This window comes from Microcoleus sp. MON1_C1, from assembly GCF_036701945.1.
Taxonomy (GTDB): Bacteria; Cyanobacteriota; Cyanobacteriia; order Cyanobacteriales; family Microcoleaceae; genus Microcoleus.
The window spans coordinates 1-24,956 of sequence record NZ_JAUBRO010000072.1 but is presented as its reverse complement, the minus strand read 5'-3'; the positions used below and the strand labels follow the sequence as shown (position 1 = coordinate 24,956).

Here is a 24,956-nt window from a genome sequence, read left to right as displayed (position 1 = left end):
AAAGTCGGGCTACAGATAAGGCATCTAAAATGAATTCCCATCCTGTCAAAGAAGCAATGATTTCTTTAGTCAACTTTGTGAGAGCGTTCACCTGATACATGACTACAAAGTCAGAGCAACTCCCAGTCATACCAATTTCCTAAAGTCGGGCTACAGATAAGGCATCTAAAATGAATTCCCATCCTGTCAAAGAAGCAATGATTTCTTTAGTCAACTTTTTTAACTCTTTTCGCACCGCCTCTCTCAACTCTTCTATTTGTTCAAATCTCAACCATTTCAATTGTTCTTTTATATCAATTCCGGTTGCACCGGAATGATATAGCTTGGGTTTTTGGCCACCAATGGAAACAAGTAATCCCTTTAATCAAAGAAGATTGTTTCAGCAGAACTTGGCAACGTTGAAATAATACTTCTTCTAATTCATCCAGATTTTGAAATGACTGATTGGCAATTGGTTCATTTACTAAAGGCCACAGACGTTCTGAGACAGTTGTAATTCGGGAGAATGGGATGGCAGAAATTCCAAGTATAAACCCTCTGGGACTCGAACTTGTGGGCTGGTATGCCATCCAGCTTGGTCAATAGCTAAGATGATGTGTTTATCTTTACCAGCTCCAAATTCAGGCGGCAAAATCTGCTAGAACTTTGTTGAAAAGCTCAATGTTAACTTTTGGGAGAATCCAAAAGTATGTTTCTCCCGTTGACGGGTGTACAAAACCATATAACCATAGCCATTGATAGCGCCAATTTACGTTGGCTATGGGCTGCTCCCCATACCCTACCCAGACTCGCCGAATTATGGGCTTTAATCCGAGACGATGCTCATCCATTCCCCATACTTCTACTGCTGCCAATGGATGCTGCTGTTGAATTCGCTTGGCTCGCACTCTCCGTTTTTTTTCCAAGCTTCTTGGACTTCTATATCCGCTAGGTCATGTTCCGGTCGGGGTATTCGTAACCGAAACTCCAACGAACGTAGATAATCCCAACCCCTTTGGACGCTAACTGGACGATCCAATAAATTACTGAGCCACTCAGCAACTTTACGACTGTTCCATAATCCTCCATCAGCGGGAGGAGTTTGTAAAGTTTGCAAAAGTTGTGCTTGTTGTACTTGAGAAATTAAAGGTTGAGTGCCCGGATGTTGATGACGTTTGTCTTTCAAACCATTAGCACCTAATTGATTGTAGCGACGAACTTTCGCGATATATTGAGTTACGGCAGTAACCTGTGACATTGGCAACATCTTCTGTCAGTCGTCCAGTTGCCAATAGCCAAATTATTTGGTAGCGCGTCTTTTCAATTGGCTCTGATGCTTGACGATAAAGTTGAGACAACGGGCGAGGGAGTTTGATGAGACTCTAACTTGAGACGTTTAGGCATAACTTGCCCTCTTTGCACTCTTGACACTCTTTCAGTATATCATTCCGGCGCAGCCGGAATTGATATTAGATACCCCCACAGTCTTTCTATTGGGTTGACTTCTGGACTATAAGCCAATACGGTTCAGTTAAGGCTATGCAGTGCTTAAAACAATAAATACAGGAGGATTCATTATGATTCCAGTACCTCTGTGTTTAACTTGTTTCGACCGAAATTTTGAGACAGGCTTTTTCACAACTCTTGGGTTGTTTCTATGAACCCTTTCAGGTAGAAGTTGGTCAAATATCTCCAAAGTTAACCAATTTAAAAAAAGGGAAGTTCCTGTGGTTGTAACCGCTGGAATTTTGGCAGAGCACGACGAATAACTCGTAATGTTCCAGTAAAAGAAAGACGCAATGGTGAAACACCTGCACTGCTTGCTGCTTGAAAAATTAATGACCTTACAGCTCTTCGGTCCTAGTAGTAAACCATAAATTTCTTGTACCACTTCTTTCGGTCTTTGAGAACGAATATGAGTTTTTCGTCCTAATAAATGTACTTTGAGTTCATCAATCGTATTCTCGACTTCCCAACGTTGATGATATTCACAGGCAAGTAACTGGGCAGGAAATTTTTCCGCGTCCAACAAGCTGGTAATTAAACGATATCTAATTCGTGGTTCTGGGCGGTCGTAATTCTCAATTGTGTACTCAATTACTCTTACCTGTATGGGCTTAAATCCTTTTTTTCTTAATTTGCCTGATGGATAAATCCCACTCAAATATGAACCATCATCTAATTGTGTTTCGTTTAAGAATTTAACGTTGGATGGAATTCGCCCCACATACTCACAACCTTTACTGACTGTGGCTTCTACCATCGCATAAGAATGTAAACCTCTATCCCACATCAATAGCATTCCCGGCGTTACTGAGCGTAACAACTTTAACGCTCTTACTCTTTCTCCCATTTTATATGAACACATTAAGGCGTCAAATATTAAATGTGTTCCCGCCTCTAATAAAATAACTAATCTAGCTTTCGGAAACGCTGCTCTTGTACCTGGACGACTTCCTGGACGACCAAAAACCCTGGCATTCTCATCACCCAGACGGGATATCTAAGCAGGTTCCGTCTATTACTACGACTCTGAGTTCGCTGATAAAAGCTCCTACTGTTTCAACTGTAGCCATTGGTCGCACTAATGAATGAAACAACTGTCTCATCACACCTGCTCCTAATCTTTGTCGGGCTTGAGTGATTGCCGATTTACAGGGAAACCGCCAATATTTACCAATTTTCACCCATGCTTCATTAAGACCATCAATTAAATTTTTTAAGACATCCCGCATTGAATCTTTTGACCACAGACTCATTGCTATTACCAGACACACTACCAGTTGTGCTGGCAGGGCACGATGACGTTTCTCTTCAACCTTCGTTTTAGTAATCGCCTCTTCAATTGCACTGGCTGGAATTGCTCTCTCTATGGCTTTGAATATCTCCGTACTTGGGATCTTGGGAGATACTAATGAGAATTCTTTGAGATGCACCGTGCTAGTTCTCCAGTTGTGGACACCATACCTAATTTACCACTATTTGAGCCTTAACTGAACCGTATTGGACTATAAGCTGGCTGAAATAGTCAAATCACATTGTCTGGTATGCTGAGATTTAAAGAACTATGAAATCCGCCGTTGTCTACTTGAATTATATGCAAATCTGCCGGATACTTACTGGCAAACAGCTCCAAAAATTTCTCGAAGCATACTGTATCTAAATGGGTAAAGTCATAAAAAAACTTTCTCCACTTAGCGGCTCTACTGCTCCATATAACCACAAATAAATAAAATCCCATAGCACTTGGACTTGTGGTTTTATTCCGCTCCCAGTTAACTTCCTTTTTTGAATTGTATGCAACCCCATTCGACTTTCATCTTCACTCCAATATCGCACTTTTTTCCACTGTTTTAAAAAGCTCCCACTCTGGCTCAGACTGCTTTTAATTAGAGATGACAGTTTTTTTTAAATTCTTCTACTGCCCCTGCTTTCTGTTTTTCACTCACAGGACGGGGGACTTTTAATTTGCCTTTGAGCCTATATCTTGCCCACTGATGTACTGTCCGATATGCCACTTTTACTTCACAGCAGCTTGTCAACCATTGATGTACTTCTTTGTAGCTACTGAATCCTTCTGGCTCTTGCAATTCCTGTGATAATCTCTCTATGGTTTCCGGATTCATTATTCTTGGTCTTCCCGAACGTGGTTTCTGAAATAATAATTCTTCTATTCCCCCCGCTCGATAGCTAGACAACCATCTTTGTATTGTGGTACGCTGTTTTCCCGCGCCGCACAGCAGCCGATAATACGGTTTCTACAGTTTGGGTCTTGAGCCAATACAGGACTTGCAGTTTTTCGTGGCGAGCCGCATCTTTCTCTTTCCTCAGAAGAGCTTTCAGTTCTTCTTCTGTTTCCCTAATTTCAATCTTGACCCACGACTGACATTTTTCTTCCTTATATTTGGGTACTAATTCACAAAAGATACACCTACTAACTGTAGCAGTATTTTAGGAAATTGGTATAAGTTCCGTCTAAACTCCAATCAGTAACTCACCCCTATTTACGCCCTAGAAACCCACAAGGCTTTTGCTAGTGAAATCTATGCCGTCTTTGAGATGCTGCTGGCTGGACAAATTCAGCCTGAATCTAGTGATGATTATATCGAGCGAGTTAGCATTCCTCGTAGTCTAAGCGATCGCACAGTCGAACTCTTCTCTGGTCAAATTGTCCCTGTCCTAGCCCTCCCAAACGTCCGAGGAATGTACGGCTGGCAAGTTAACGCCCTTGTGGAAGCAGCCGTTGCTACCGTTAGCCCTGAAAGCAATGAACCTGACAACGTGAGAATGCGGCGTTCCCTCAAGAGTTTCCTGCATCGCATCTACTACGACCTGCGAAACTTAGGACACCTCGATCGCGATCGCGCCCTCAATTTTGCAGCCACAAATGCTTTTCAAGCTGCCTCCACCTTTGCCGAAGCCATTAATGGCGGCATGGGACTAGACAGCATTGAAGTTGAAAAAAGCCCCTTTTGTCGCTTGAATAGTAATTGTTGGGATGTGAAGCTGAAGTTTTTCGACTCAGAAAACAGCGGTCGCGCCAAAAAGGTGTATCGATTCACGATCGACGTTGCCAATCTCATGCCAGTGAGGCTGGGTGCAGTGCGATCGTGGTCTGTCCCACGTTAGGTGCTGCTACGTCTTCTTTTTGGGAATTGTACTAATCGTTGTGACCACTGCTGTAACAGTCAACTGTTAACACTCAACTGTTAACAGTTAACTATTTTCAAACCATCTCTGGTGAAACTTGCATTGCCGGCTGCGGCTGGAACTGGAACAGCGAATAAACCACATTGCGGCGGATATCCGTCATCATGTCCAAAAACAGCTCGTAACCTTCAGTTTTGTACTCGATCAGCGGGTCTTTTTGCCCGTAACCGCGCAGCCCTACAGACTCGCGCAAAGCATCCATTTGTTGCAAGTGTTCCCGCCACAAAGTATCAATTTGCTGCAAAATAAAGAACCGTTCCGCATCTCGCATCAATTCAGCTCGGATTGCATTAACTTCCGATTCTTTCATGTCGTAAGCATTGCGGACTTGTTCGTGCAAGAAAGTTTTAATTTCCTCAACTGACAAATCTTCTAGCTGATCCGGTGTCATGTCAGCCAGCAGATAAACAAATTCCTTCACCTTGCTCACAAGTTTGTCGAGTTCCCATTCTTCCGAAGGTAAATCGGGATTGATGTATGCTCCCACGATGTCATCCATCGTCTGTTCGGCATATCTAATTACCTGTTCTTTGGAGTCCAAACCTTCCAATACTCGGCGACGTTCCGCATAGATTGCTCGACGCTGATTGTTCATCACTTCGTCGTATTCAAATACCTGCTTGCGGATATCGTAATAGTAGGTTTCGACTTTTTTCTGAGCGCCTTCGAGGGAACGAGTCAGCATTCCAGATTCGATCGGCATATCTTCCTCAACACCGAAAGCCTTCATCAAACCGGCCACCCGTTCGCCGCCGAAAATCCTGAGCAAATTGTCTTCCAAACTCAAGAAAAACCGCGTAGAACCAGGGTCTCCTTGGCGTCCCGCCCGGCCGCGCAACTGATTGTCGATCCGGCGCGATTCGTGGCGTTCTGTACCGATGACGTGCAAGCCTCCCAACCGCACGACTTCATCGTGTTCGGTGCTGGTAAAAGCATCGTATTCGCTGCGAGTTAAATTGTAAGCTTCCCGCAATTTTTGAATTACCGGGTCTTTTGTCGGCGCTTTTTCCGAAGCTATAGCCACGATATCATCGGCTTGCAATTCCGAGAGCGATCGCGCGCCGTACTCCTTCACCGCCAATTCCACCGCCGCCACGAGCATTTGTTCGGCATTTTTCGATAGCTGCGTCGGGAAAATCTGCGCCGAAGCTTTCCAAGACTTTACCTTTTTCTTAGTCGGATCAAAACCTTGAGCTGCGGGGCGGCCACCAATACCAGGTACTTGCACCACCGAAAACCCGTCTTCATCCTCGGGCCGCACGATCCGGGGCATAAAATACTCCCGCAACTTGAGGCGCGCCATGTACTCAGAATTACCGCCCAAAATAATATCAGTACCGCGTCCCGCCATGTTGGTCGCGATCGTCACAGCGCCTTTGCGTCCGGCTTGAGCGATAATTTCTGATTCCCGCTCCACATTTTCTGGCTTAGCATTAAGCAAATTGTGAGGAATTTTCCGTTCCAGCAGCAGCCGCGACAGCAACTCCGACTTTTCTACGCTCGTAGTGCCCACCAGCACCGGCCGACCGATCTCGTGCATTTCCGCGCATTCTTGGGCGATCGCATTCCACTTCCCAGCCTCCGCCTTGTAAACCATATCCGAAAGGTCTGTGCGGCTGGTAATCCGGTTAGTGGGAACCAGCGTCACTTCCAGATTGTAAATCTTCTCAAACTCGGTTTCTTCTGTCTTTGCCGTCCCAGTCATCCCCGACAGCTTCGGATAAAGCAAAAAGAAATTCTGATAAGTAATCGTCGCCAGCGTCTGAGTTTCCGGCTGAATTTCCGCCCGTTCCTTCGCTTCGATCGCCTGGTGCAAACCGTCACTCCAGCGCCGTCCCGGCATCACCCGACCGGTAAACTCATCCACAATCACGACTTCGCGATCGGGAGTGACGATGTAGTTAATATCCTTAATAAACAATTCCTTCGCCTTAATCGCATTAAAAATGTAATGCGCCCAAGGGTCAGCCGGGTCGTACAAATCCGTAACACCTAACAACCGCTCAGCTTCACCAAACCCTTCATCGGTCAACAGCACATTCCGAGCCTTTTCGTCAACCTCGTAATGTTCTTCATTTTCCTTTCTCAGAGCAGCAGCTACCTCAGCAGCCCGTATATACTTCTCACTGGGGCGTTCCACCTGGCCGGAAATAATTAAAGGCGTCCGTGCTTCATCAATCAGCACTGAGTCAACCTCGTCAATCACGCAGAAATTAAAAGGACGCTGCACTACATCTTCCATGACCGTAGCCATGTTGTCCCGCAAATAATCAAAGCCGACTTCGCTGTTAGTGGCGTAGGTAAGATCGCAGCTATAATTTTTCTTTCGTTCCACCTGATCCATGCCCTGCTGAATCAGTCCCACAGTCAATCCCAGGAAGCGGTGCACTTGTCCCATCCATTCCGCGTCCCGTCTTGCGAGATAATCGTTGACGGTGATGATGTGTACGCCTTTACCGTTGAGGGCGTTGAGGTAAGCCGGCAGCGTCGCCACGAGAGTTTTGCCTTCACCGGTTTTCATTTCGGCAATTTGGCCTTTGTGCAGGATAATGCCCCCGAGGAGTTGGACATCAAAGTGGCGCATTCCTAAAACCCGTTGTCCTGCTTCCCGCACCACTGCAAAAGCCTCGGGCAAGATTTCGTCTAGGAGCTCTTTCTCTTCGTTGAGAGATTTAGCTTTTGCCAGACGTTCTTTAAACTCCGCCGTTTTGCCTCTGAGGTCGTCGTCTGAGAGTGCGCGGAAGTCTTGTTCCAAGATATTGATATCAGCTACCCAAGGCTGAAATTTTCTAAGTTTGCGCGCGTTGGGATCGCCTAGCAGATTTTTAAACATGGCAGGAGAGGCAGATTTTTAATAATTTAGCTATTAGCTTTCAGGGTTACGGGCTGTAGTGTTAGCCACAACATATACCCTCCCCGATTGTAGCAACCATTGGCTCTCCTCGGCCGTGGCTGCGGGCGATCGACCGATTTTGGATTTTCGATTTTAGATTTTAGATTGAATAATCGATCGATTTTAGATTTTAGATTTTGGATTTTCGATGGAATAGTTGACCTCTGTTCCGGGTTATTAAGGGGATGGAGGGCCCTAATCGTCAAACAGCAGACCGATCGCATTTTTGGTGAAATTTCCGGAAGTGCGATCGGGTTATACTCGCCCAAAAGCTACATACTTCTAAAAATCCACCGACGATCGATTTCCCTCACCCGCCACCAAATCCCACAACACATCAATACCTGAGCCGACATATTCTGTATGCTGATGCTGCTCAACCCATTGCACAACAGCAGGCAAAACCTCACTAGATTTCATGCCCAAGTTACCCAAGGCAGATGCTGCCGAGTACACAACAAAGTCATCCCTATCTTCGAGACGTAACAGCAGGGTACTGATGACAGGTTCTGAAGCATTTCCCAAGTTACCCAAGGCTTGGGCTGCCTCACCACGCACTGACTTATCCCCATCTTCCAGACGTTGCGCCAGGGCACTGATGACGGCTTGTGAAGCATTTCCCAACTTGCCCAAGACAGATGCTGCATCACGACGCACTGAGTTATCGTCATGTTCCAGACCTAGTAGTAGGGCATTGATGACGGCTTCTGAAGCATTTCCCAACTTGCCCAAGGCAGATGCTGCCTTGGCACACAATGATTCCAGATTCAGTAGCAGGGCATTGATGACGGCTTGTGAAGCATTTCCCAACTTGCCCAAGGCAGATGCTGCCAAAAAACGTACTGAGTTATCCTCATCTTCCAGACCTAGTAGCAGGGCATTGATGACGGCTTCTGAAGCATTTCCCAACTCGCCCAAGGCAGATGCTGCAAAAAAACGTACTGAGTTATCCTCATCTTCTAGACCTAGTAGCAGGGCATTGATGACGGCTTCTGAAGCATTTCCCAACTCGCCCAAGGCAGATGCTGCCGAGGCACGCATCGAGTTATCCTCATCTTCCAGACCTAGTAGCAGAGCATTGATGACGGCTTCTGAAGTATTTCCCAAGTTACCCAAGGCTTGGGCTGCCAAAAAACGTACCAACAAATCCTCATCTTGGAGGCGTAACAGCAGGGCCTTAATGACGGTTTCTGAAGCATTTCCCAAGTTACCCAAGGCTTGGGCTGCGAATAAAGGTACAAACAAATCCTTATCTTGGAGGAGGCGTAACAACAGGGCATTAATGACGATTTCTGAAGCATTTCCCAACGTACCCAAGGCTTGTGCTGCATCACGACGCACAGCCTCATTCCCATCTTCGAGGCGTAGTAGCATGGCAGTGATGACAGCTTCTTTTTCCCCTAAAGCTGCTTGATATTCCCACAAGCGATTTTCATTAATGCCCCTTGCTTTCAAAAGTTGCAAAGTTTGCGCCTCAAACTCAGTCTCACTCATACTGCAAAGGATTTGAAAAACCTGAGAGCGAACTCTGCGACCAACCTGTTTCTCATCCCTTACCTCCAACTCAACCAACTTCTCCAAAATCTCCACAGTTAGACGGGAATCTGCAACCTTTAACTCTTTAATATTTTCAGCAAGGCAACTGCCAGCAAAAAATAAATCGCGGTGCAACCATTGCTCATGCTCGCTATTCGCCGCCAAAATTGCCCGCATCGCTTTTGCCGCTTTCTTCGGTTTTTGTTGAGCAATCAACAACAGCAACACTTCCCGCCAGTGGGGGTCATGCAAATGCTCTCGAATATGATTGAGAACAATCTCAAAATCATCCTCATCATCTGCCTGATAGCCGATTTCCTGAGCGCACAAATATTCTTGAAAAGTCTTGTGTACAAAAGCGTACAAATCTTGTCCTTGTTCGTTGAGCAATCCCGTCCGCTGTTGAATAAAATCAACAAATCGTTTAGCTTCCTCTTTTGCCTGGAACCGTTCAACCTGTTTTTTGGTTTTAATATTCTGAGTTAACTGATCTAACAAATCATCCTTAGCAATCAGCGTCCCGCCTTCAGACTTATCTGTACTACCCTGAGTGTGAATCCAATAGGCGAGAATTTCCATCAGCCGCCGTAAGTCGTCTGCATCTAAACATTTGAATCCCGACTGCTCAGTCAGGTTCTTGTTAGCATCCCAATTCTTTAACAGCGTCTCCACAGCTTTTTCATAAAGCTTGTGGCGGGCTCTCGGCAGTACCACTTGATAGCGGTGAATCAAAGCAATAATTGTCAGCAATAGCGGATTTCTAGCCAACAATTTAATTCGGTCATTTTCATCCAGAGCTTTTTTAATGCTATCTTTGCGACGTTGAGCTTCTGCGACATCTCGAACGCGGCTGTCGTACCAGTGATTAATAAACTCATCAACCTTAGGATTATCAAACAGTTGTAACTGATAGTGTTCAAACTCCGAAGTATTAAAAAAATCGCGTTTGTAACCAGCAGGGCGAGAAGTAATAATTGCCAGATTTTGATGATACTGCCCCAAAAAATTCTCAATGTGCTGCACCACCGTATAGCGCTTGGATTCTTCAACAACCTCATCCAATCCATCCAACAAAATCATCGCCCTACCGTCTGCCAGCCAATACTCAAAAAAGCCTTCTGGCAGCGGTTTCACGGACATAGTTTTCTCGGCAAACTGGCGGGCATAGTCGAGGAGATTGATATCTGAAAGCCTAGCAAAATCCCGAATCTTAATCAAAATCGGCAAGCAATCTATCCCAGAATCCCAGCCTAGTTTTTCTGGAGCATTCTGAGCCAACATCACCGCAAAAAAGCTCAGTAAAGTTGTTTTGCCAGAACCAGGGGCGCCCAGCAACACAAATTTATTTGATTGATTTTGATTCAATAATTGTGAGGCTAAAAACTTTCTAGCAGAGCGAGTTTTTCTTGGCATCGGTTGCCGGTTTTTGCCTTCTGCAAATTTGAAAAATATATCGGCCAACATAGCACGAAAACTATTTACATCTACCTCTTCCAAGACATCGGGCATTACAAAAATCTGAGCCAACTTTTCCGATTTTTCGATTTCCTGACTTTCGACTGCAATGCCAGCAAATTTAACATCATCAAACCAGTATGCCAGTTGCTTCAAATAGTCGGCTTTGGCAACTTTAAACCTTAAATAACTACTTGTTTTATGGAAATAGGTTTCAGCAAAAATCTCCAACCAATCATGCAGTCTGGCGGCATCGAATCTGTCTTGAATTTTCTTGTGTTCGGGGACTGTCGCATTAAAGGCTTCAACTAAAAACTCAACTTGAGGCTTTTCTTGGTTGTTGAAAGGTTTCAGGAGTTCTGGAAGTGCTTTACCCGTCAAGAAACTTTTAAGGAAATCTTCGACTACACCCTGTTCGCAACCAGAGAATAATTTATTTTTATCGGCAGCTTCGATCCCACAATTACAAGCTTTTTCAAAATCGCTAGGATTAAATTTTTTAATAGCTTCTTTGAATCCTATTTCTGCAAGTTTTGCGCCGAGTCCTGATGCTAGTTTTAAGGCTAATGCCAATTCAGTCATGGTAATTTTAAATATTTGTGATTAATATAGTTTACACTGGTATAATTATCAATTTTAGTGATATTTAAAATTTTCTTGAGGGGTGGGCCCCAGAGCCCGCCCCGATCGCCCTTATTGAAAATGCGGTCACATCTCAGGTCAGATTAACCCTAGTTTTAAACAGGCCTGGGCACTTCGTAAGTTAAAAAGTCATAGGCCATTTTCGTATTCGGAAAAATTGCCTGCGCTTCCTTGAGCAAATCATCCAGGACGATCGCATTCCCCGGAGCGTAACGTGGGCTAAAATGCGTCATAATTAGCTGTTTCGCCCCAGCGATCGAAGCCACTTGAGCCGCCATTGTCGAAGTTGAATGCAGGCGATCGAAAGCCATTTGAGCATCTTGATGAGCAAAAGTAGCTTCATGCACCAACAAATCAGCATCCTTCGCCAATTCCACCGCCCCGTCACAAAAAACCGTGTCAGTACAATACACAAACTTGCGCCCGATTTGATCCGGGCCGCAAAAATCAGTACCTTTAAACTGTCGCCCGTCCTCTAACTTTACCGTCTTTCCTTGTTTTAATTGACCGTAAAGCGGCCCCGAAGGAATACCCACAGCCTTAGCTTTTTCTACATCAAAATGTCCCGGACGGTCTTTCTCAGTTACTCGATAGCCAAAAGCAGTAACTCGGTGCTTCAAAGGGCCGCAGCTAACAATATATTCGTCATCTTCATAGATGACTCCCTCGTGAATTTTGTGTACCTTAACCGGGTAAGAAAAATGAGTTTGAGAATAACGAACGCCAGCTTGCAAATATTCTTCAAGTCCCGGAGGCCCGTAAAGATCGATGCGCTTGACATTCCCCGCCAAACCGCAGCTAGCTAGCAAACCCATTAAGCCGAAAATATGGTCGCCGTGCAAGTGAGTGATGAAAATGCGGCTCAGTTGGCTGACTTTTAGGTCGCTGCGGAGAAACTGGTGCTGAGTTCCTTCGCCGCAGTCAAACAGCCAGAGTTCCGCTCGCTGGGGCAACCGGAGAGCGATGCTGGAAACGTTGCGCGATCGCGTGGGGACGCCGGAGCTAGTTCCGAGAAATGTAATCTGCAAGAGTCAAATCACCTCAATTAAGTCTTAAAAAATATGTTACATATATCCAGAGTGCGGCAAATCCGACATACAGGAAATAGTCACACCCAGGAACCGGGATAAATCGCTGTTCCTGCGAACATCTAGTTGCTAAAATCATTTTCGAGCAGCGCACAGAGTGCCAAACCCAATTCTAACGTTTTCTTTCTTTCGTTCCTCTTCCTTTTTCCCGAACCGCAGCTTCCCCTTAAAACTTGTCAAACTCATACAGCATAAAAGGAAAATTTTCAAATGCAGTCAGGAGTATTTTTTGCTTCCGTTCTTTCGACATTAAAAAAACGCTACTTTTGGATTTCGCTGTTGTTTTGGCTGGTAATGGTAGCCCCAGCCCAGGCCGCGCTGATCTTGCGAGTAGCGGTACAAGACGGGGCAAGTCAGATAAAAGTCGGCAGTTCTACAAAGGCTGCAATCCGCGACGGTAGCGGGCGCAATTTGGGCGAACTGTCGGCAAACAGTTCTCAGTCGGCTCAATTGCGATCGGGAACAGTGGCGATCGGTCGCTGGGCGGCCAACCAAGTTTGGATCGAGCCGACGGGGAACGGTTATGTCTGGATTGGCGATCGTTGGTATCGGGGACGCACGCTTCTAGTTCCCGAAAAAGGAGGCTTGACGGCCGTCAACTACGTCGATATCGAACAATATCTCTACAGCGTTCTCGGCGCCGAGATGAGTGGCAATTGGCCTCAAGAGGCTTTGAAAGCCCAAGCAGTCGCCGCCCGTTCCTACGCTATCCACCAGCGCCTCAAAAGCGAAACCGACCTTTACGACGTGGACAGCACTCAGTCTTCGCAGGTTTACAAAGGACTGCAAACAGAATCTTCTGGCACTTATTCCGCAGTCGATGCAACCGCTGGTCAAGTTCTGGCCTACAACGGTCAGATAATTTTAGCCGCTTTCCACTCTGCGTCTGGGGGACATACTGAAAATGTCGAGGATGTTTGGACGGAACCCTTGCCTTACCTGCGTGCTGTTCCTGATTTCGACCAAGGGGCGCCGGTTTACCAATGGAAAGAAAATTTTTCTCGGGCTCAAATCAGCAGTAAGATTTCTGGCGTGGGCAATGTGATCTCGATGAAGCCAGAACGCACTACCGCTCACGGCAGCGTTTTGAGGATGAAAGTAGTTGGAGATGGCGGTTCTAGGGTCATGACTGGCGCAGATTTACGCCGGGTTTTAAATTTGAGGAGTACGCGGTTTACCGTGATTCCTCAGTATGGGGGCGGTGGGAACCCAAGGAACAGCGGCCAAGCTCCTACGGGTTTTCAAGTTGCTGGCAAAGGTTTCGGCCATGCTGTAGGAATGAGTCAGTGGGGTGCCTACAATTTGGCCAGACAAGGATACGGCTACCAGCAGATTTTATTGCACTATTACCGGGGTACTACTTTGGCTAGAATTGCAGTCCAGTAACTGCTGGGAATGGACAAGGAAGAAGGAAGAATGAAAAATAAAAAGGAGGAAAGAATAAGGGAAAAACAGCTATTTCTGTATCCGTCACTTCCGTGTCCTGAATACAACGAATTAATTGGGAACTTGTATCGCCCTTCGACTACGCTCAGGAACCGCGTAGTCGAAGACCAAGAACTGCGTAGCCGAAGTATTGGGAATTGGGAATGACTAATGACTGAGGACTAACTACATGACTAACTACATTAAGGATTGCTATGCAAAAGTGGGAGTATTTATTTGTGGATGCGAATATGTATCCTTTTGGAAACAAGCTGATTAGTTTATATGTAAACGGTGAAGAACAGCGAGATTGGAAACAAGGCTCGCTGCATCTATTTGTCAATCATTTGGGGGAGGAGGGATGGGAACTTGTGGCTCTAGATCACGACTCGAAGTATGACCAAAATTGTTTGATTTTTAAACGCCCTAAGGTTAGTTAAAAAAAACTCGGACTAGAAAAAATTATGGCATCAATAACGATTGACATTTTCCACAATTCTTAGCAACGAGCTAAAAGCCCGTTCCCCAACAGAGATGTTTTATTGTGGAACACGCATCCTGCCTCTTCGGGAAAATGGTGCAAGATTTTAGTTCAACCTAACTTAACAACAAACAAGGGTTTTTTTTCATTAGTATTACAACTTGTCCGAGCTATCGATCCTCCGCTGCCATTCGGCATCTATTTTTGCTGACTGTTCTAGTTCTTGTTGGGTTAATTCCGTTTCTGTTGTATAAGCTAAGTCTTCTCCAGTCAGAAAGTTTTCTGCTGCAAATTCCCGGGCGTAGGTGAGTTTTTTGAGCAAGGTGCTATCAGGTTCGTTTAATAACATTGCTCGCTGCTGACGCTCTTGATTGCGGGCTTCTATCCGGCTATTTTTCCACTGAATCCAGAAGTAGCGAATTAAAGGAATTGTGAGAAATCCGACGCCGTAAATCAGGATCATGGGATAAACAGCGGTGACAAAACCGATAAATCCACCTGCGATTAAATTATTAGTTAATAGATTCCCCAAAACTAACGCACCGACAAGATTGACGGCTCCTAACCCTGCTGCAAGCATGATTTGGCCGGAGCTGGCGTTGCTGAAACGCCACAGCATTTCTCGCAAATAAGCTGCTACTGGTTGAGGATTTTTCTGGACGGCTGTGGTTTGCAATTGCGGAAAATGGTAAATTATTTGCCCTTCGGGGCTGACTTCGGGGCGGCCGTCAAAACGGGCGAGAGCCGGTAACATATATTCTTCGTATTCTCGGGCGTATCCCTGTCCGAGATTGTCTAGATATGGGGCAATTTGTTCGGCGACGACGGCGCCTCGGTTGTTGCCAATTGCAGTCGCAATATCGATCCACTTGCGCTCTTCTAGATTGTAATTGGGATTCCCGTCTCCAAATAGAAAGGAGAAAACTGCTTCTAGAAAACTCATCTGGGGTTTTTGGCCAGTTAAGCGCGATCGCTGCTGGTGGTATCGTTGGTCGTGGTTCCAGTAAAATATCCCGCTTAAGTCGTTCCAGAAGTAGGGAAAAAACGAAAAGCCGCCGCCGCTGTCGCCCCCGCCGCCACCGTCTCCTCCTCCCCCGTTATTGCTGTCGCTGCTGGAGAGTAAACTGGAGATTAAAATAGTGATAGCAACAAAAATTAAGAGGATGGAAGCTACCAGCACTATGCCAAAAGATATCCGAATTAGATAAAATAAAATGCGCCAGATTTTTTGCCACCATTCCTGCAACTGCAAGCGCAAGAATTTGTTTCGCAAAATATCTCGAAAGTTCTTGGGAAATAGGTAGGCAATGTCGCCGGATTCTGCTACTTGCAGGTTGCCGCCTGCTTCGGAGGCGAGGGTTAACAATTCTCGCTGGGCAAAATTGATATCTAATCCAGCTTTTGCCGCCACGTCTCCAACCGTAACGCGGTAGCCAAGTTGTTCGACGGCTTGCATAATGGTGGGATTCGGAGCCATAGGTTTCTCTCTGTGAAAATTACCCGGTTATTTTTATTATATATTGCGGGAATTCGAGCTGGTTTTGGCGATCGGGTTTCTGATTTTTTTTGATGCTGCCCTTGACTTTGGGGCAAAATATTGCTAGTGTTTTGCCGAATAACTTTTAAGTATGGGCTGAACTCGGATAGCTTAATAAAACTTTGTGATGGAATTTCTCCTCGGCAGGCTATTTGCTTGTTTGCTCTGAGGGTCAACGAGGGGGATTATGGCTACAGTTAGTAGGGTGTGCGCGATCGCCCATTGGCGTTAGCGAATCGATCCGAAGGCAAGCCATCTAAGAGGATCGCCCCTGCACCCTACTGCAAAAATTTTCCTTTCTGCACGGGTTTTTGTAAGTTTTGTTTAGAGTGCGAGAGAGAGGTTAAAGAAATCTGGTTTTTTTGCAAGTCTTGCAAGACTTATATAAAATAGATAGAGCTTGCGCGGGTGTTAAACCCAAGGGCGTGTTTTAAGCTTCGCACTTGCGATCGACTAGACTTTTTAGCGCCCTCAACACAACTGCCAACTAAAACAGTGGCGCAATTATTAATAGGAAAACTTTACAGGCTAATTTTTCGGATTAGCCACTAACCAAAGAATCGCATATGCCAAGAACTCAACGCAACGATAACTTTATTGACAAAAGCTTCACGGTAATGGCTGATATCATCCTGAAGATTATGCCGGCGAAAAAGCAGGCGAAGGAAGCTTTTGCTTATTACCGGGATGGTATGTCAGCTCAAGCAGATGGCGAATATGCTGAAGCGCTGGAAAATTATCATGAAGCGCTGAAGCTGGAGGAAGATCCTTACGATCGCAGTTATGTCTTGTACAATATCGCGCTGATCCATACTAGCAACGGCGAACACGATAAAGGTTTGGAATATTACAGCGAAGCCCTGGAGCTCAATCCGAGAATGCCACAAGCGCTGAATAATATTGCTGTGATTTACCACTATCAAGGGGAAAAACAAAAGGAAGCTGGCAATCTAGAAGCGGCGGAAGGGCTGTTTGATAAAGCGGCAGATTATTGGAAGGAGGCTATTCGCTTGGCCCCCAACAATTACATTGAGGTGCAAAATTGGCTGAAGACAACAGGTCGATCGCAAATTGATGTGTATTTTTAACCTCAGTTGTTAGCTACCAAAAGCCTGATTGGGTAAACAAAAAGTTGTGGGTTTTAAGTGTTGAGTGGTGAATTGAAAACTCTTTCACTTAAAACTTACAGAGCACCAGTCAAAACTACTCACTAATTCCCAATTACACATTTTTATGATTGACAGAGAAGAAGTTCGCAAAGTAGCGAATTTAGCGAGATTGGAATTAACGCCGGAAGAAGAAGAGCAGTTTACTGGTCAACTTAACGGTATTTTGGATTATTTTGAGCAGTTGAGCGAACTGGATACGAGTAAGGTGCAGCCGACAACGCGGGCGATCGATGTTAGTAATGTGATGCGATCGGACGATTTGCAACCTTTTCCTAAGCGAGAAAGTATTTTGGAGGGAGCCCCCGATCGCGATGGGGAGTTTTTTAAAGTGCCTAAGATTATGTAGGGTTCCCACTAGGCACCTAACTGAGGAACATTTCTTGAGGGGCGGGCTAGCCATGCCTGCCCCAAAACCAGATTAAATTAACTGTGGAACAGGTAATAAGTAAGCCCGGTATAAGCCACCCCACAAGCCGATTAAACTGATAGAAACCCAACACAATATCGCTCATAGCGATGATCTGTAAAGTTCCTTTTTGGGGTGACCAATAGTCATGTACGTATTAATTGGTGGAGCAGGAATGATGGGGCTGGGTTTGGCCCAGCAGTTATTAAAACTCGGTCATACGGTGGCAATCATCGATGCCGACCCGCTTGCTTGTCGCTTTGCTCGTGAAAAAATCGGAGTAATGGCATTTGAAGGCAGTGCGGTGAGTACAACGGTTCTTCTGGAAGCAGGAATTAAACAAGCAAACGCAGTCGTTGCAGCACTCAGGGACGATGCACTGAATTTAGCGCTGATCACCCTATCCAGAAGCTATGGCATCTCCCATATTGTGGTGCGAATGCGCGATCGCGAATTCATGGAAGCCTATCGACTTGCCGGAGCCAGTCACATCATCAGCACGATTGATTTGGCAGTCGCAACAATGGCCAATGCGATTGAATACCCTCAAATCGAATCGATGATGCACTTTGAACAAGGACAAGTCGAGGTGCTAAAGCTGCCCGTTCCAGGCGATTGCAATGTGGCAGGCCGCAGCGTTGCTCAAATTGCTCAAGACCCTCGTTTTCCAAAAGGTTCGCTGATTATTGGTTATCAATGCCATGCGTGCGCCAATCTGGAGATTCCGAACGGCAATACTGTTCTAGAAGCAGGTTCTACCATCTTGGTCGTCACCCGTCCAGAGCTAGTTCACCAGATGATTGATTACCTCGGCATTCGCGCTAGTCATCTGCCAACGTTAGAAGTTTCTCATCCAAATCTTTGATGTAAGGCTCAACCAGATCCTCTGGAACAATTCGCTTGCGGAGGGCATCGCTAACGGCTCCTTTTTCTGCTAGGAGCAATCGCCGTCGAATCGTATCTAGCCCGCTGCGATCGCCCTGTACTTGCCCTGCCCGATGTTTATTGTAGAGATCGCGCAGCACTCGCTCAGAGTGTGCTACTCGTGCTTGATACGATGCCCATAACTCCTCGTAAACTGCCTTCGGCAACACGCCAGATTTCAGCAAACTATCTAGCTCATCTTGAGCCGCTTTGGAAGCGATCAACTGAATCTGTAACTGCCCAGCTTCCTGCATTACATCAGAAACACGGCTTATTTTTAGTCGTTTTACCATCCACGGTAAACTTAATCCCTGTCCGACTAAGGAGAATAAAACTGCACCGAACACCAGGGCAATGATGTTATCCCGTCCTGGTAGGTTCAAGGGAATCGTAACAGCTAAGGCCATTGATAGAGACCCTTTAATATTCCCTAAAACCAAAACGTGCTGCCAGCGTAGCGGAATGGGACGATCGAACCAGCGCAGCCCCGCTAATAACAAATAGACTGAGAGAATCCGTCCCAGTTGATAGGCCAGAATAACGAATAAAATGGATGGCAAAATTCTCCACAGCGTCAGCGGGTTAATTTCAATCCCAATCAGCAAGAAAATAAACGTATTGACGCCAAAACCAGCGTATTCCCAGAAACTCAGCAAGGTAATCCGATCCGAGGCAGACGAACTGCGAGGCAGCCCAAGGTTGCCAAAAACAAGTCCGGCGATGACCACCGCCACCGCGCCCGATACGCCTAAAAATTGTCCGATTTGGAAGGTTCCCAATGCCAGAGCGACGGTTAACAAAAGGCTACTCAACCGATCGTCTAAGCGAACAAATATCGGCACGCTTAAATAACCTAAAACACCCCCGACCAGTGCCCCACCTAAGGCAACCACGAGCAGTTCCTTCACGCCTTGTATAGCGGTGAGAGAACCTGTCGCATAAATGACCAAAACCAAATTAAATGAAATTAGAGCAGCCGCATCGTTAAACAGCGTTTCTCCTTCCACGATGGTGGATAGCCGGGAAGGCACACGGATCTCCTTAAAAACCGCGATCATTGAGACTGTATCAGTGTTTGCCAGAATGACTCCGATCAGCAACGCAGGAATCCAGTCTAGCCCCAGCCCAAATTTAACCAGAACAGCGATAATTGCTGAGGAAAAGATCGAGCCTGGACCCGCCAGCAGGGCGATCGGCTTAAAGGTGCTGCGGAGACGGCTGATATCGGTATTGATAGCTGCTTCAAAAATCAGAATTGGTAGGAAAAGATTTAATACTAAAGAGGGGTCTAAACCAATTCGACGCGACAAGAGCTCCGTAATGGGCAAGCCTGCTAACACTAAGCCCGTCACATAGGGAATTCGCAACCGTTGGGTTACGAGTGCAACAACAGTTGCAATCAGCAGCAGAATTATCAAGATAATGACCAATTCAGGAATGACTCCTGCCGTTTGGCTATTTGTAGCAGGATTGCTGCCCAAGGGAGGTGGTTGCGCTACAATCGACTCGATCACCGATACTCCTCTCATAAACTCGTTTTCCTCAAAGAAAAAGCATTGCCGACCCAATCGCGGTTGCCACTAAGGCGGGTAATGGAAGTTGTCGCTCCATATCTTATATCTAAGGAGTAGGAGAGCGATCGCCCAAAGCCATCGACAGTCAAAATTTTGAGTGGTTTTGGACGTTCTGATTTGCGCGAATAAATTCCTCAAAGGTAATCGTCTTTTCTTACCTTGAATTTAGGTAGCATCATAGACACGCCACCTCCGAATATCCCAACGTTTAAAAACAGGTTCAGCAATTACGATCTCATTTTCTCTTGCCTCCATGACGATCAAATAATCTCCCTGGTTAAATCTGTCATTGTAAATTCTTGCTTGTTCTTCTGGCGCCAACCATCCTTGAAGTGCGCCATATAGGCCGCCCGCAGTTGCAGCAATCCCACTTCCAAAGAAAGTTGCTAAAATGCTTTCCACCGCTAATGGCGGACCAATACCGGGAATTAGCAGGCTGCTGAGTCCAACAATTAAGGCTAGTGCACCTAGTCGTATGCTGCCTAAGATCGCGCCTACTTGTGCGGCTGCTGCTCTTGTGATTAAAATTTGCTGCACTCCCAGAGAGTCTAAATCATCATTGTCAGAAGGTTTAGCAATCACTGAAATCTTTTGCATGGGGAAACCCCTGCTTTTTAGCTCAACTAGCGCCTGCTTTACGTTTCGATGATTAGTAAATAGGCCGCTAGCACGTTTGAGATTTTGGTAATTCATGAGAAATCTTCAATATTCAACGCTACAAAATTGGTAAATAGTGTGTAAAGCCGCTGTGAATAGCCGCATCACAAAAACCACTTAGTTCAGAGGTGCAAAACGCTTTAGCAAAGCTGACAAAGCAATCATGGGCAGTCCGAATCCGATACAAATTAAGCCTTGGATTGTGCTCAAAGCTTCAGTGTCGAATAACTGATTCATAATGCCCCATTGGCTAAACAGGAATTGGAGAATGAAAATAGCCGCAATGCCGATCGCCACAGCATAGCCAACTGATTCATCTTTACCGCGTAGTTTGGCGACGATCGCCGGAACGAAGCGACTGATACTTAACAGGTAAAAAGCTTCGGCAGCCACCAATGCTTGAATTGCCATCGTCCGGGCTAGATCTTCATTGCCTGTGGTTTGGACGATCCATTCAAACATCCCAAAGATCGCAATCCAGTTAAATACCGAAACTGTCAGAATCCGAGCCGTCAGCCTGCGAGACAGCAGCGGTTCATTGGCCGGTCGAGGTGGATGTTGCATGACATCGGGAGAGGGCGGCTCAAATGCCAACGGTAAGCTCAACGCAACTGAACTGACCATATTCAGCCAGAGAATTTGTACTGGCAAAATGGGTAGTGGGGTTGCCAAAAGTACGGCAATCAAGATGGTCATGGACTCTCCACCATTCACGGGCAGGATGAAGGCGATCGCCCGCAGCAGATTCTTATAAACCGTGCGCCCTTCCTTAACTGCTTTCTCGATCGAAGCAAAGTTGTCATCCGTCAGAATCATATCTGCGGCTTCTTTTGTGACTTCAGTGCCCGTGATGCCCATCGCTACCCCAATATCAGCTTGCTTCAGGGCGGGAGCATCGTTAACTCCATCTCCAGTCATCGCCACAATCTCGCCCTTAGACTGAAGTGCTTCGACAATGCGGAGCTTTTGTTCTGGCGCTACACGAGCAAACACGCAGCTTTGTTCAACAGCATTGGCTAATTGCTGCTGATTCATTTGAGCGAGTTCTTGACCCGTAAAAACGGGAGCCTCTTGGGTTTGATTTAGTCCCATTTGGTGCGCGATCGCTGCTGCTGTTTTGGCATGGTCGCCGGTAATCATCTTGACCTGAATTCCCGCAGACCGACAGGCTTGAATCGCTTGAATCGCTTCGGGGCGAGGCGGGTCGATCATGCCTTGCAGACCCACAAAAGTTAACCCTTCCTCAATATCAGAATGCTCAATTGAAGATTGAGAAGCGGGTACAACTTTCTTGGCAAGTGCCAGAACTCGTAACCCTTTTTTTGCCATTCTCTCCACGGTTTGCTCGATCGGCACGGGGTTGAGGGATCTCGCCTCTCCCTCTTCATCGAGCATCTGGCGACAGCGCTTGAGAATTGCCTCAATTGAACCCTTGACATAAATCAACCGTTGTGGACGATCGTCGTGTAAGGTTGCCATGTATTGAAACTGAGATTCAAACGGCAGTGTATCGAGCCGGGAAAGCGCTTCCTCCAGTTTCTCAGTAATTAACCCCGCTTTTTGGGCTACCGCAACCAGCGCCCCTTCTGTTGGACTACCGACTACAGTCCAGTTTCCATCTTGCACTTCTAGATGCGAATCGTTGCACAACAATCCTGCTTGCAGGCATTCATACAAAGCAGGTGCGTTCGCCAGGTCAACGGAGTGTCCATTTACAGAAATTTTCCCGTCTGGTGCATATCCTCCACCGCTAACCCGATATCGCTTTCCACCGGCATCTATCTCTTGAACCGTCATTTGATTCTGTGTCAAGGTTCCGGTTTTGTCGGAACAAATCACGGTGGTGCTGCCCAGCGTCTCAATTGCCGGAAGTTTGCGAATAATGGCGTGCTGCTTTGCCATTTGGGAAACCCCGATCGCCAGCGTGACCGTTAAAATCGCGGGTAAGCCTTCAGGAATTGCGCTGACGGCAAGCGCCACAGATGCCTTGAACACCTCAACCCAAGAAAATCTCTGGGCAATGCCTGCAGCAAAGGTGAAGGCAGCCAAACCTAAAATGACATAGAGCAAGGTTTTGCTAAATTTGTCAATTTTGCGACTCAGTGGGGTTTCCAGTGTGGTACTTTGCTGCATGAGTTGGGAGATGTGTCCGGTCTCGGTCATGTCACCAATGCTGACGACGAGTCCGCGTCCCTGTCCAAACGTTACCAGGCTTCCGGTATACGCCATGTTCGTGCGATCGGCCAGTGCAGCGTCTGCCTCTAGCGCCTGGGATTGCTTCTCAACCGGGACAGATTCTCCCGTTAACGCTGACTCATCAACCTGTAAGTCACGGACTTCGATCAGCCGTACATCCGCAGACACTTTATCCCCAGAAGACAGCAAGACGAGATCGCCAGGAACCAGTTCACTGGATGAAACCAGTTGCTTTTGACCGTTGCGGAGAATGGTTGCCTCAGTTGCAACAGATTTTGCTAAAGCGGCGATCGCATTCTCTGCCTTTGACTCTTGAACGAAACCAATGGTGGCATTCGTCAGAGCAACCCCAAAAATTACCCCTGAATCAATCCACTCTTTCAGAAATGCTGTCACTATGCCTGAGGCTAATAAAATGTAGATTAGCGGCTGATTCAGTTGCTGAAAAAATCGCAACCAGGCACTTTGCTGCTTCTGAGCCGTTAGTTGATTGGGACCGAGGATCTCGCGCCGTTGAGCTGACACGTCGGAAGATAGACCTATTTCCAGGTCAGTCTCTAAAAGCCGAGCCACTTTCTCGACAGAGAGGTGATGCCAAGAGTGTTCTACTAATTTTTCTACATTCGTTGCAGTCATAACGCTTCTTCTCAAGCCAAGTGCTTCTGTGTTGTTTCGTCTTGTTTCTAGCGTCATTGATGAATGTGAGGGAAAAGTGATCGACTGATTTCTGTTACTCACATTTGGATCACATTTGCTTCCTATACTTAGGCAGAGAAGGGATTGAGATAGCTTATGGACTTGCCAACCTTAGTTGACTGGATTTGATTTATTGTTGTTTTTTCAGTTTGTAAAAAGCATTCCTTTTGATGGATGAACAATCGTACATTCACTTGTTAACTTGAAAGGCTCAAAGACTTCATGCTGAGCTTTATCGGCAAAATTGCGTTTCACAACAAACAAAACAAACAAAAAATATGCAATTATTAAAGCTATTTGTGCAAGGAATCAGCGTCAGCACAGTTGCAATTTTGGGTTTAGGTGCTTGCAACCCGTCAAATAATTCACAGACAACTGTTCCATCTACTTCTGCTCCCACAACTGCCACTGGAAATACGACGGTTCCAACGGCTTCTGCGCCTGCAACCACGACTGCACAGACGGCTCAGAATCAAGACATTGACGATATTGCCGATCGCGTAGAAGAGGCCTTGGACTCCAATGGCACCCTCAAGCAATTCGATTTGGACGCAGACGATCGGGATAATTCGCTTGTGTTAACAGGGCGCGTTCAAACGGCAGAACAAAAAGCATTGGCAGAACAAATTGCTCGGCAAACTGCACCGAATATTTCCATCAATAACGAAATCGTCACTCAGTAGTTCCTAACAGTGAAGTGGCAAGAGTATTGGGCGCTTCTTGCCACTTAAAAAATTGCGCGGTCGCAGTGAGGAAACCTATAAATTTAACAACCTTATTTGACTGGATGCGATCGCAATATTGAAACAATAAACTTATTCAACGATCTCGTAACGAACTAACTGGCGAACATTTTGACGTGATAAGTGTAGTTCTTGGGCGATCGCTGCCTCTATCTGGGTTGCGTCAGTCATTGGCAATTCTAATTCCAATCGCTTCAAAATGGGTTCTGCTGTTTCTACCGCAACCTGGGTTGTTCCTTGTTTTCGGTTAATCACCGCGTTGATCAGCAATATATTGACAGATACCGTTGCTTTAAGCTGGGTATCTGCCTGAAGTTTATTCTCTGCGATTTGGGGTTGTTGTAATTCTTGAGCCATTAGGAAACTGGAGCCAGCCCAAAACGCGATCGCCACAAACGGCAATGGCAACCAAAACTCTGCGCCTGATGCTTTTAGCCAACTTTTAGTAACCTGCCACATAAATTTTTTACCCCACCCCAACCCTCCCCGAACCCGCGGGGAGGGAGTAAGAAATTCACAAATGATTTAGGATTGCTATATTTGGAATTTAGTGGAATTACCGCTCTGCAGAAATCATACCCAAAGGAGATGCGTAAACTGTTTGAGTTCGATAATAACACCGCTCAGCGATGTGGGCTGAACAAAATTACAGCGGTTCCAATCAGGGAAATTGTAACACCAAGCAAGTCCCACTTATCTGGCTTAACTCCTTCAATCAGCCATAACCAAACCAGAGATGCAAGAATGTAAATACCTCCATAGGCAGCATATAGCAATCCTAAATGATTTTCTGTGTGTAAGTATATTGACGTATTTTGGGGAAATCAAATGTATGTTCGTTAGTA

General features: G+C 46.1%; 17 protein-coding genes and 3 pseudogenes. 8 read left to right on the top strand and 12 right to left on the bottom strand.

The window, feature by feature from the left end; genetic code table 11:
* Positions 1-293: 293 nt before the first annotated feature.
* The 3 genes and pseudogenes from QUA62_RS26595 to QUA62_RS26585 all read right to left on the bottom strand — a co-directional run bounded on the left by QUA62_RS26595 (position 294) and on the right by QUA62_RS26585 (position 3,689).
* Positions 294-1,383: pseudogene (locus QUA62_RS26595) on the bottom strand (IS630 family transposase).
* A 303-nt stretch (positions 1,384-1,686) separates the two neighbouring features.
* Positions 1,687-2,825 (bottom strand): annotated as a pseudogene (locus QUA62_RS26590) (IS4 family transposase).
* A 543-nt stretch (positions 2,826-3,368) separates the two neighbouring features.
* A complete protein-coding gene (locus QUA62_RS26585; RefSeq protein WP_445301722.1) occupies positions 3,369-3,689 on the bottom strand; it encodes a helix-turn-helix domain-containing protein in 321 nt (106 codons plus the stop codon).
* Between the two features lie 283 nt (positions 3,690-3,972).
* On the opposite strand from QUA62_RS26585, the pseudogene QUA62_RS26580 reads away from it, so the two are divergent.
* Positions 3,973-4,608, top strand: a pseudogene (locus QUA62_RS26580) (cyanobactin maturation protease PatG family protein); the annotation flags it as partial.
* A gap of 97 nt (positions 4,609-4,705) precedes the next feature.
* Here QUA62_RS26580 and secA read toward each other — a convergent pair.
* The 3 genes from secA to QUA62_RS26565 form a co-directional block, all read right to left on the bottom strand.
* Entirely contained in the window at positions 4,706-7,522 is a 2,817-nt protein-coding gene (gene secA / locus QUA62_RS26575; RefSeq protein WP_333407798.1) for a preprotein translocase subunit SecA, read from the bottom strand.
* Positions 7,523-7,864: 342 nt separating this feature from the next.
* Entirely contained in the window at positions 7,865-11,155 is a 3,291-nt protein-coding gene (locus QUA62_RS26570) for a HEAT repeat domain-containing protein (RefSeq protein ID WP_333407796.1), read from the bottom strand.
* A gap of 155 nt (positions 11,156-11,310) precedes the next feature.
* A complete protein-coding gene (locus QUA62_RS26565; RefSeq protein ID WP_333407794.1) occupies positions 11,311-12,243 on the bottom strand; it encodes a ribonuclease Z in 933 nt (310 codons plus the stop codon).
* A gap of 270 nt (positions 12,244-12,513) precedes the next feature.
* Here QUA62_RS26565 and QUA62_RS26560 point away from each other — a divergent pair, with 270 nt between their 5' ends.
* The 3 genes from QUA62_RS26560 to QUA62_RS26550 are packed head-to-tail and all read left to right on the top strand — an operon-like array spanning position 12,514 to position 14,168.
* Positions 12,514-13,689 (top strand): SpoIID/LytB domain-containing protein, encoded by a 1,176-nt coding sequence (locus tag QUA62_RS26560; RefSeq protein ID WP_333407792.1) that lies wholly within the window; start codon positions 12,514-12,516, stop codon positions 13,687-13,689.
* 30 nt (positions 13,690-13,719) lie between these two features.
* Entirely contained in the window at positions 13,720-13,896 is a 177-nt protein-coding gene (locus QUA62_RS26555) for a hypothetical protein (protein WP_333407790.1), read from the top strand.
* Between the two features lie 47 nt (positions 13,897-13,943).
* A complete protein-coding gene (locus tag QUA62_RS26550; RefSeq protein WP_333407788.1) occupies positions 13,944-14,168 on the top strand; it encodes a hypothetical protein in 225 nt (74 codons plus the stop codon).
* 195 nt (positions 14,169-14,363) lie between these two features.
* Here QUA62_RS26550 and QUA62_RS26545 read toward each other — a convergent pair whose 3' ends face one another.
* The gene (locus QUA62_RS26545; RefSeq protein ID WP_333407786.1) at positions 14,364-15,686 is read right to left on the bottom strand and encodes a hypothetical protein; all 1,323 of its coding nucleotides are present in this window, start codon (positions 15,684-15,686) and stop codon (positions 14,364-14,366) included.
* Between the two features lie 626 nt (positions 15,687-16,312).
* Here QUA62_RS26545 and QUA62_RS26540 point away from each other — a divergent pair.
* The 3 genes from QUA62_RS26540 (at position 16,313) to QUA62_RS26530 (ending at position 18,186) form a co-directional block, all read left to right on the top strand.
* On the top strand, positions 16,313-16,834 hold the full coding sequence (locus tag QUA62_RS26540) for a photosystem I assembly protein Ycf3 (protein ID WP_006635951.1): 522 nt from the start codon (positions 16,313-16,315) through the stop codon (positions 16,832-16,834).
* A gap of 145 nt (positions 16,835-16,979) precedes the next feature.
* On the top strand, positions 16,980-17,261 hold the full coding sequence (gatC, locus tag QUA62_RS26535; protein ID WP_190663714.1) for an Asp-tRNA(Asn)/Glu-tRNA(Gln) amidotransferase subunit GatC: 282 nt from the start codon (positions 16,980-16,982) through the stop codon (positions 17,259-17,261).
* Between the two features lie 208 nt (positions 17,262-17,469).
* Complete coding sequence (locus QUA62_RS26530; RefSeq protein ID WP_333407784.1) at positions 17,470-18,186, top strand: TrkA family potassium uptake protein; 717 nt, start codon at positions 17,470-17,472, stop codon at positions 18,184-18,186.
* On the opposite strand, the gene QUA62_RS26525 is transcribed toward QUA62_RS26530, so the two are convergent.
* From QUA62_RS26525 to QUA62_RS26515, 3 genes are all read right to left on the bottom strand, one after another.
* On the bottom strand, positions 18,143-19,774 hold the full coding sequence (locus QUA62_RS26525; RefSeq protein ID WP_333407782.1) for a sodium:proton antiporter: 1,632 nt from the start codon (positions 19,772-19,774) through the stop codon (positions 18,143-18,145). The genes QUA62_RS26530 and QUA62_RS26525 overlap by 44 nt on opposite strands.
* 210 nt (positions 19,775-19,984) lie before the next feature.
* Positions 19,985-20,512 carry a hypothetical protein gene (locus QUA62_RS26520; protein WP_333407780.1) on the bottom strand — a complete coding sequence of 176 codons (528 nt, stop codon included), beginning with the start codon at positions 20,510-20,512 and terminating at the stop codon, positions 19,985-19,987.
* A gap of 81 nt (positions 20,513-20,593) precedes the next feature.
* Entirely contained in the window at positions 20,594-23,308 is a 2,715-nt protein-coding gene (locus QUA62_RS26515) for a cation-transporting P-type ATPase (RefSeq protein WP_333407778.1), read from the bottom strand.
* Between the two features lie 338 nt (positions 23,309-23,646).
* On the opposite strand from QUA62_RS26515, the gene QUA62_RS26510 reads away from it, so the two are divergent.
* Entirely contained in the window at positions 23,647-24,051 is a 405-nt protein-coding gene (locus QUA62_RS26510) for a BON domain-containing protein (protein WP_333407776.1), read from the top strand.
* A 132-nt stretch (positions 24,052-24,183) separates the two neighbouring features.
* On the opposite strand, the gene QUA62_RS26505 is transcribed toward QUA62_RS26510, so the two are convergent.
* Together QUA62_RS26505 and QUA62_RS29540 are read right to left on the bottom strand one after the other, a co-directional pair.
* A complete protein-coding gene (locus QUA62_RS26505) occupies positions 24,184-24,570 on the bottom strand; it encodes a hypothetical protein (RefSeq protein ID WP_333407774.1) in 387 nt (128 codons plus the stop codon).
* A gap of 164 nt (positions 24,571-24,734) precedes the next feature.
* Positions 24,735-24,917: a hypothetical protein gene (locus QUA62_RS29540; RefSeq protein WP_445301721.1), complete on the bottom strand. Its 183-nt coding sequence runs from the start codon at positions 24,915-24,917 to the stop codon at positions 24,735-24,737.
* Positions 24,918-24,956: the final 39 nt, after the last annotated feature.

Bases quoted from the DNA above. Each gene is read 5' to 3' on its own strand.
- secA (WP_333407798.1), bottom strand. From the start codon at position 7,522: ATGTTTAAAAATCTGCTAGGCGATCCCAACGCGCGCAAACTTAGAAAA.
- QUA62_RS26570 (WP_333407796.1), bottom strand. From the start codon at position 11,155: ATGACTGAATTGGCATTAGCCTTAAAACTAGCATCAGGACTCGGCGCA.
- QUA62_RS26560 (WP_333407792.1), top strand. From the start codon at position 12,514: ATGCAGTCAGGAGTATTTTTTGCTTCCGTTCTTTCGACATTAAAAAAA.
- QUA62_RS26555 (WP_333407790.1), top strand. From the start codon at position 13,720: ATGAAAAATAAAAAGGAGGAAAGAATAAGGGAAAAACAGCTATTTCTG.
- QUA62_RS26550 (WP_333407788.1), top strand. From the start codon at position 13,944: ATGCAAAAGTGGGAGTATTTATTTGTGGATGCGAATATGTATCCTTTT.
- QUA62_RS26545 (WP_333407786.1), bottom strand. From the start codon at position 15,686: ATGGCTCCGAATCCCACCATTATGCAAGCCGTCGAACAACTTGGCTAC.
- QUA62_RS26540 (WP_006635951.1), top strand. From the start codon at position 16,313: ATGCCAAGAACTCAACGCAACGATAACTTTATTGACAAAAGCTTCACG.
- gatC (WP_190663714.1), top strand. From the start codon at position 16,980: ATGATTGACAGAGAAGAAGTTCGCAAAGTAGCGAATTTAGCGAGATTG.
- QUA62_RS26530 (WP_333407784.1), top strand. From the start codon at position 17,470: ATGTACGTATTAATTGGTGGAGCAGGAATGATGGGGCTGGGTTTGGCC.
- QUA62_RS26525 (WP_333407782.1), bottom strand. From the start codon at position 19,774: ATGAGAGGAGTATCGGTGATCGAGTCGATTGTAGCGCAACCACCTCCC.
- QUA62_RS26520 (WP_333407780.1), bottom strand. From the start codon at position 20,512: ATGAATTACCAAAATCTCAAACGTGCTAGCGGCCTATTTACTAATCAT.
- QUA62_RS26515 (WP_333407778.1), bottom strand. From the start codon at position 23,308: ATGACTGCAACGAATGTAGAAAAATTAGTAGAACACTCTTGGCATCAC.
- QUA62_RS26510 (WP_333407776.1), top strand. From the start codon at position 23,647: ATGCAATTATTAAAGCTATTTGTGCAAGGAATCAGCGTCAGCACAGTT.
- QUA62_RS26505 (WP_333407774.1), bottom strand. From the start codon at position 24,570: ATGTGGCAGGTTACTAAAAGTTGGCTAAAAGCATCAGGCGCAGAGTTT.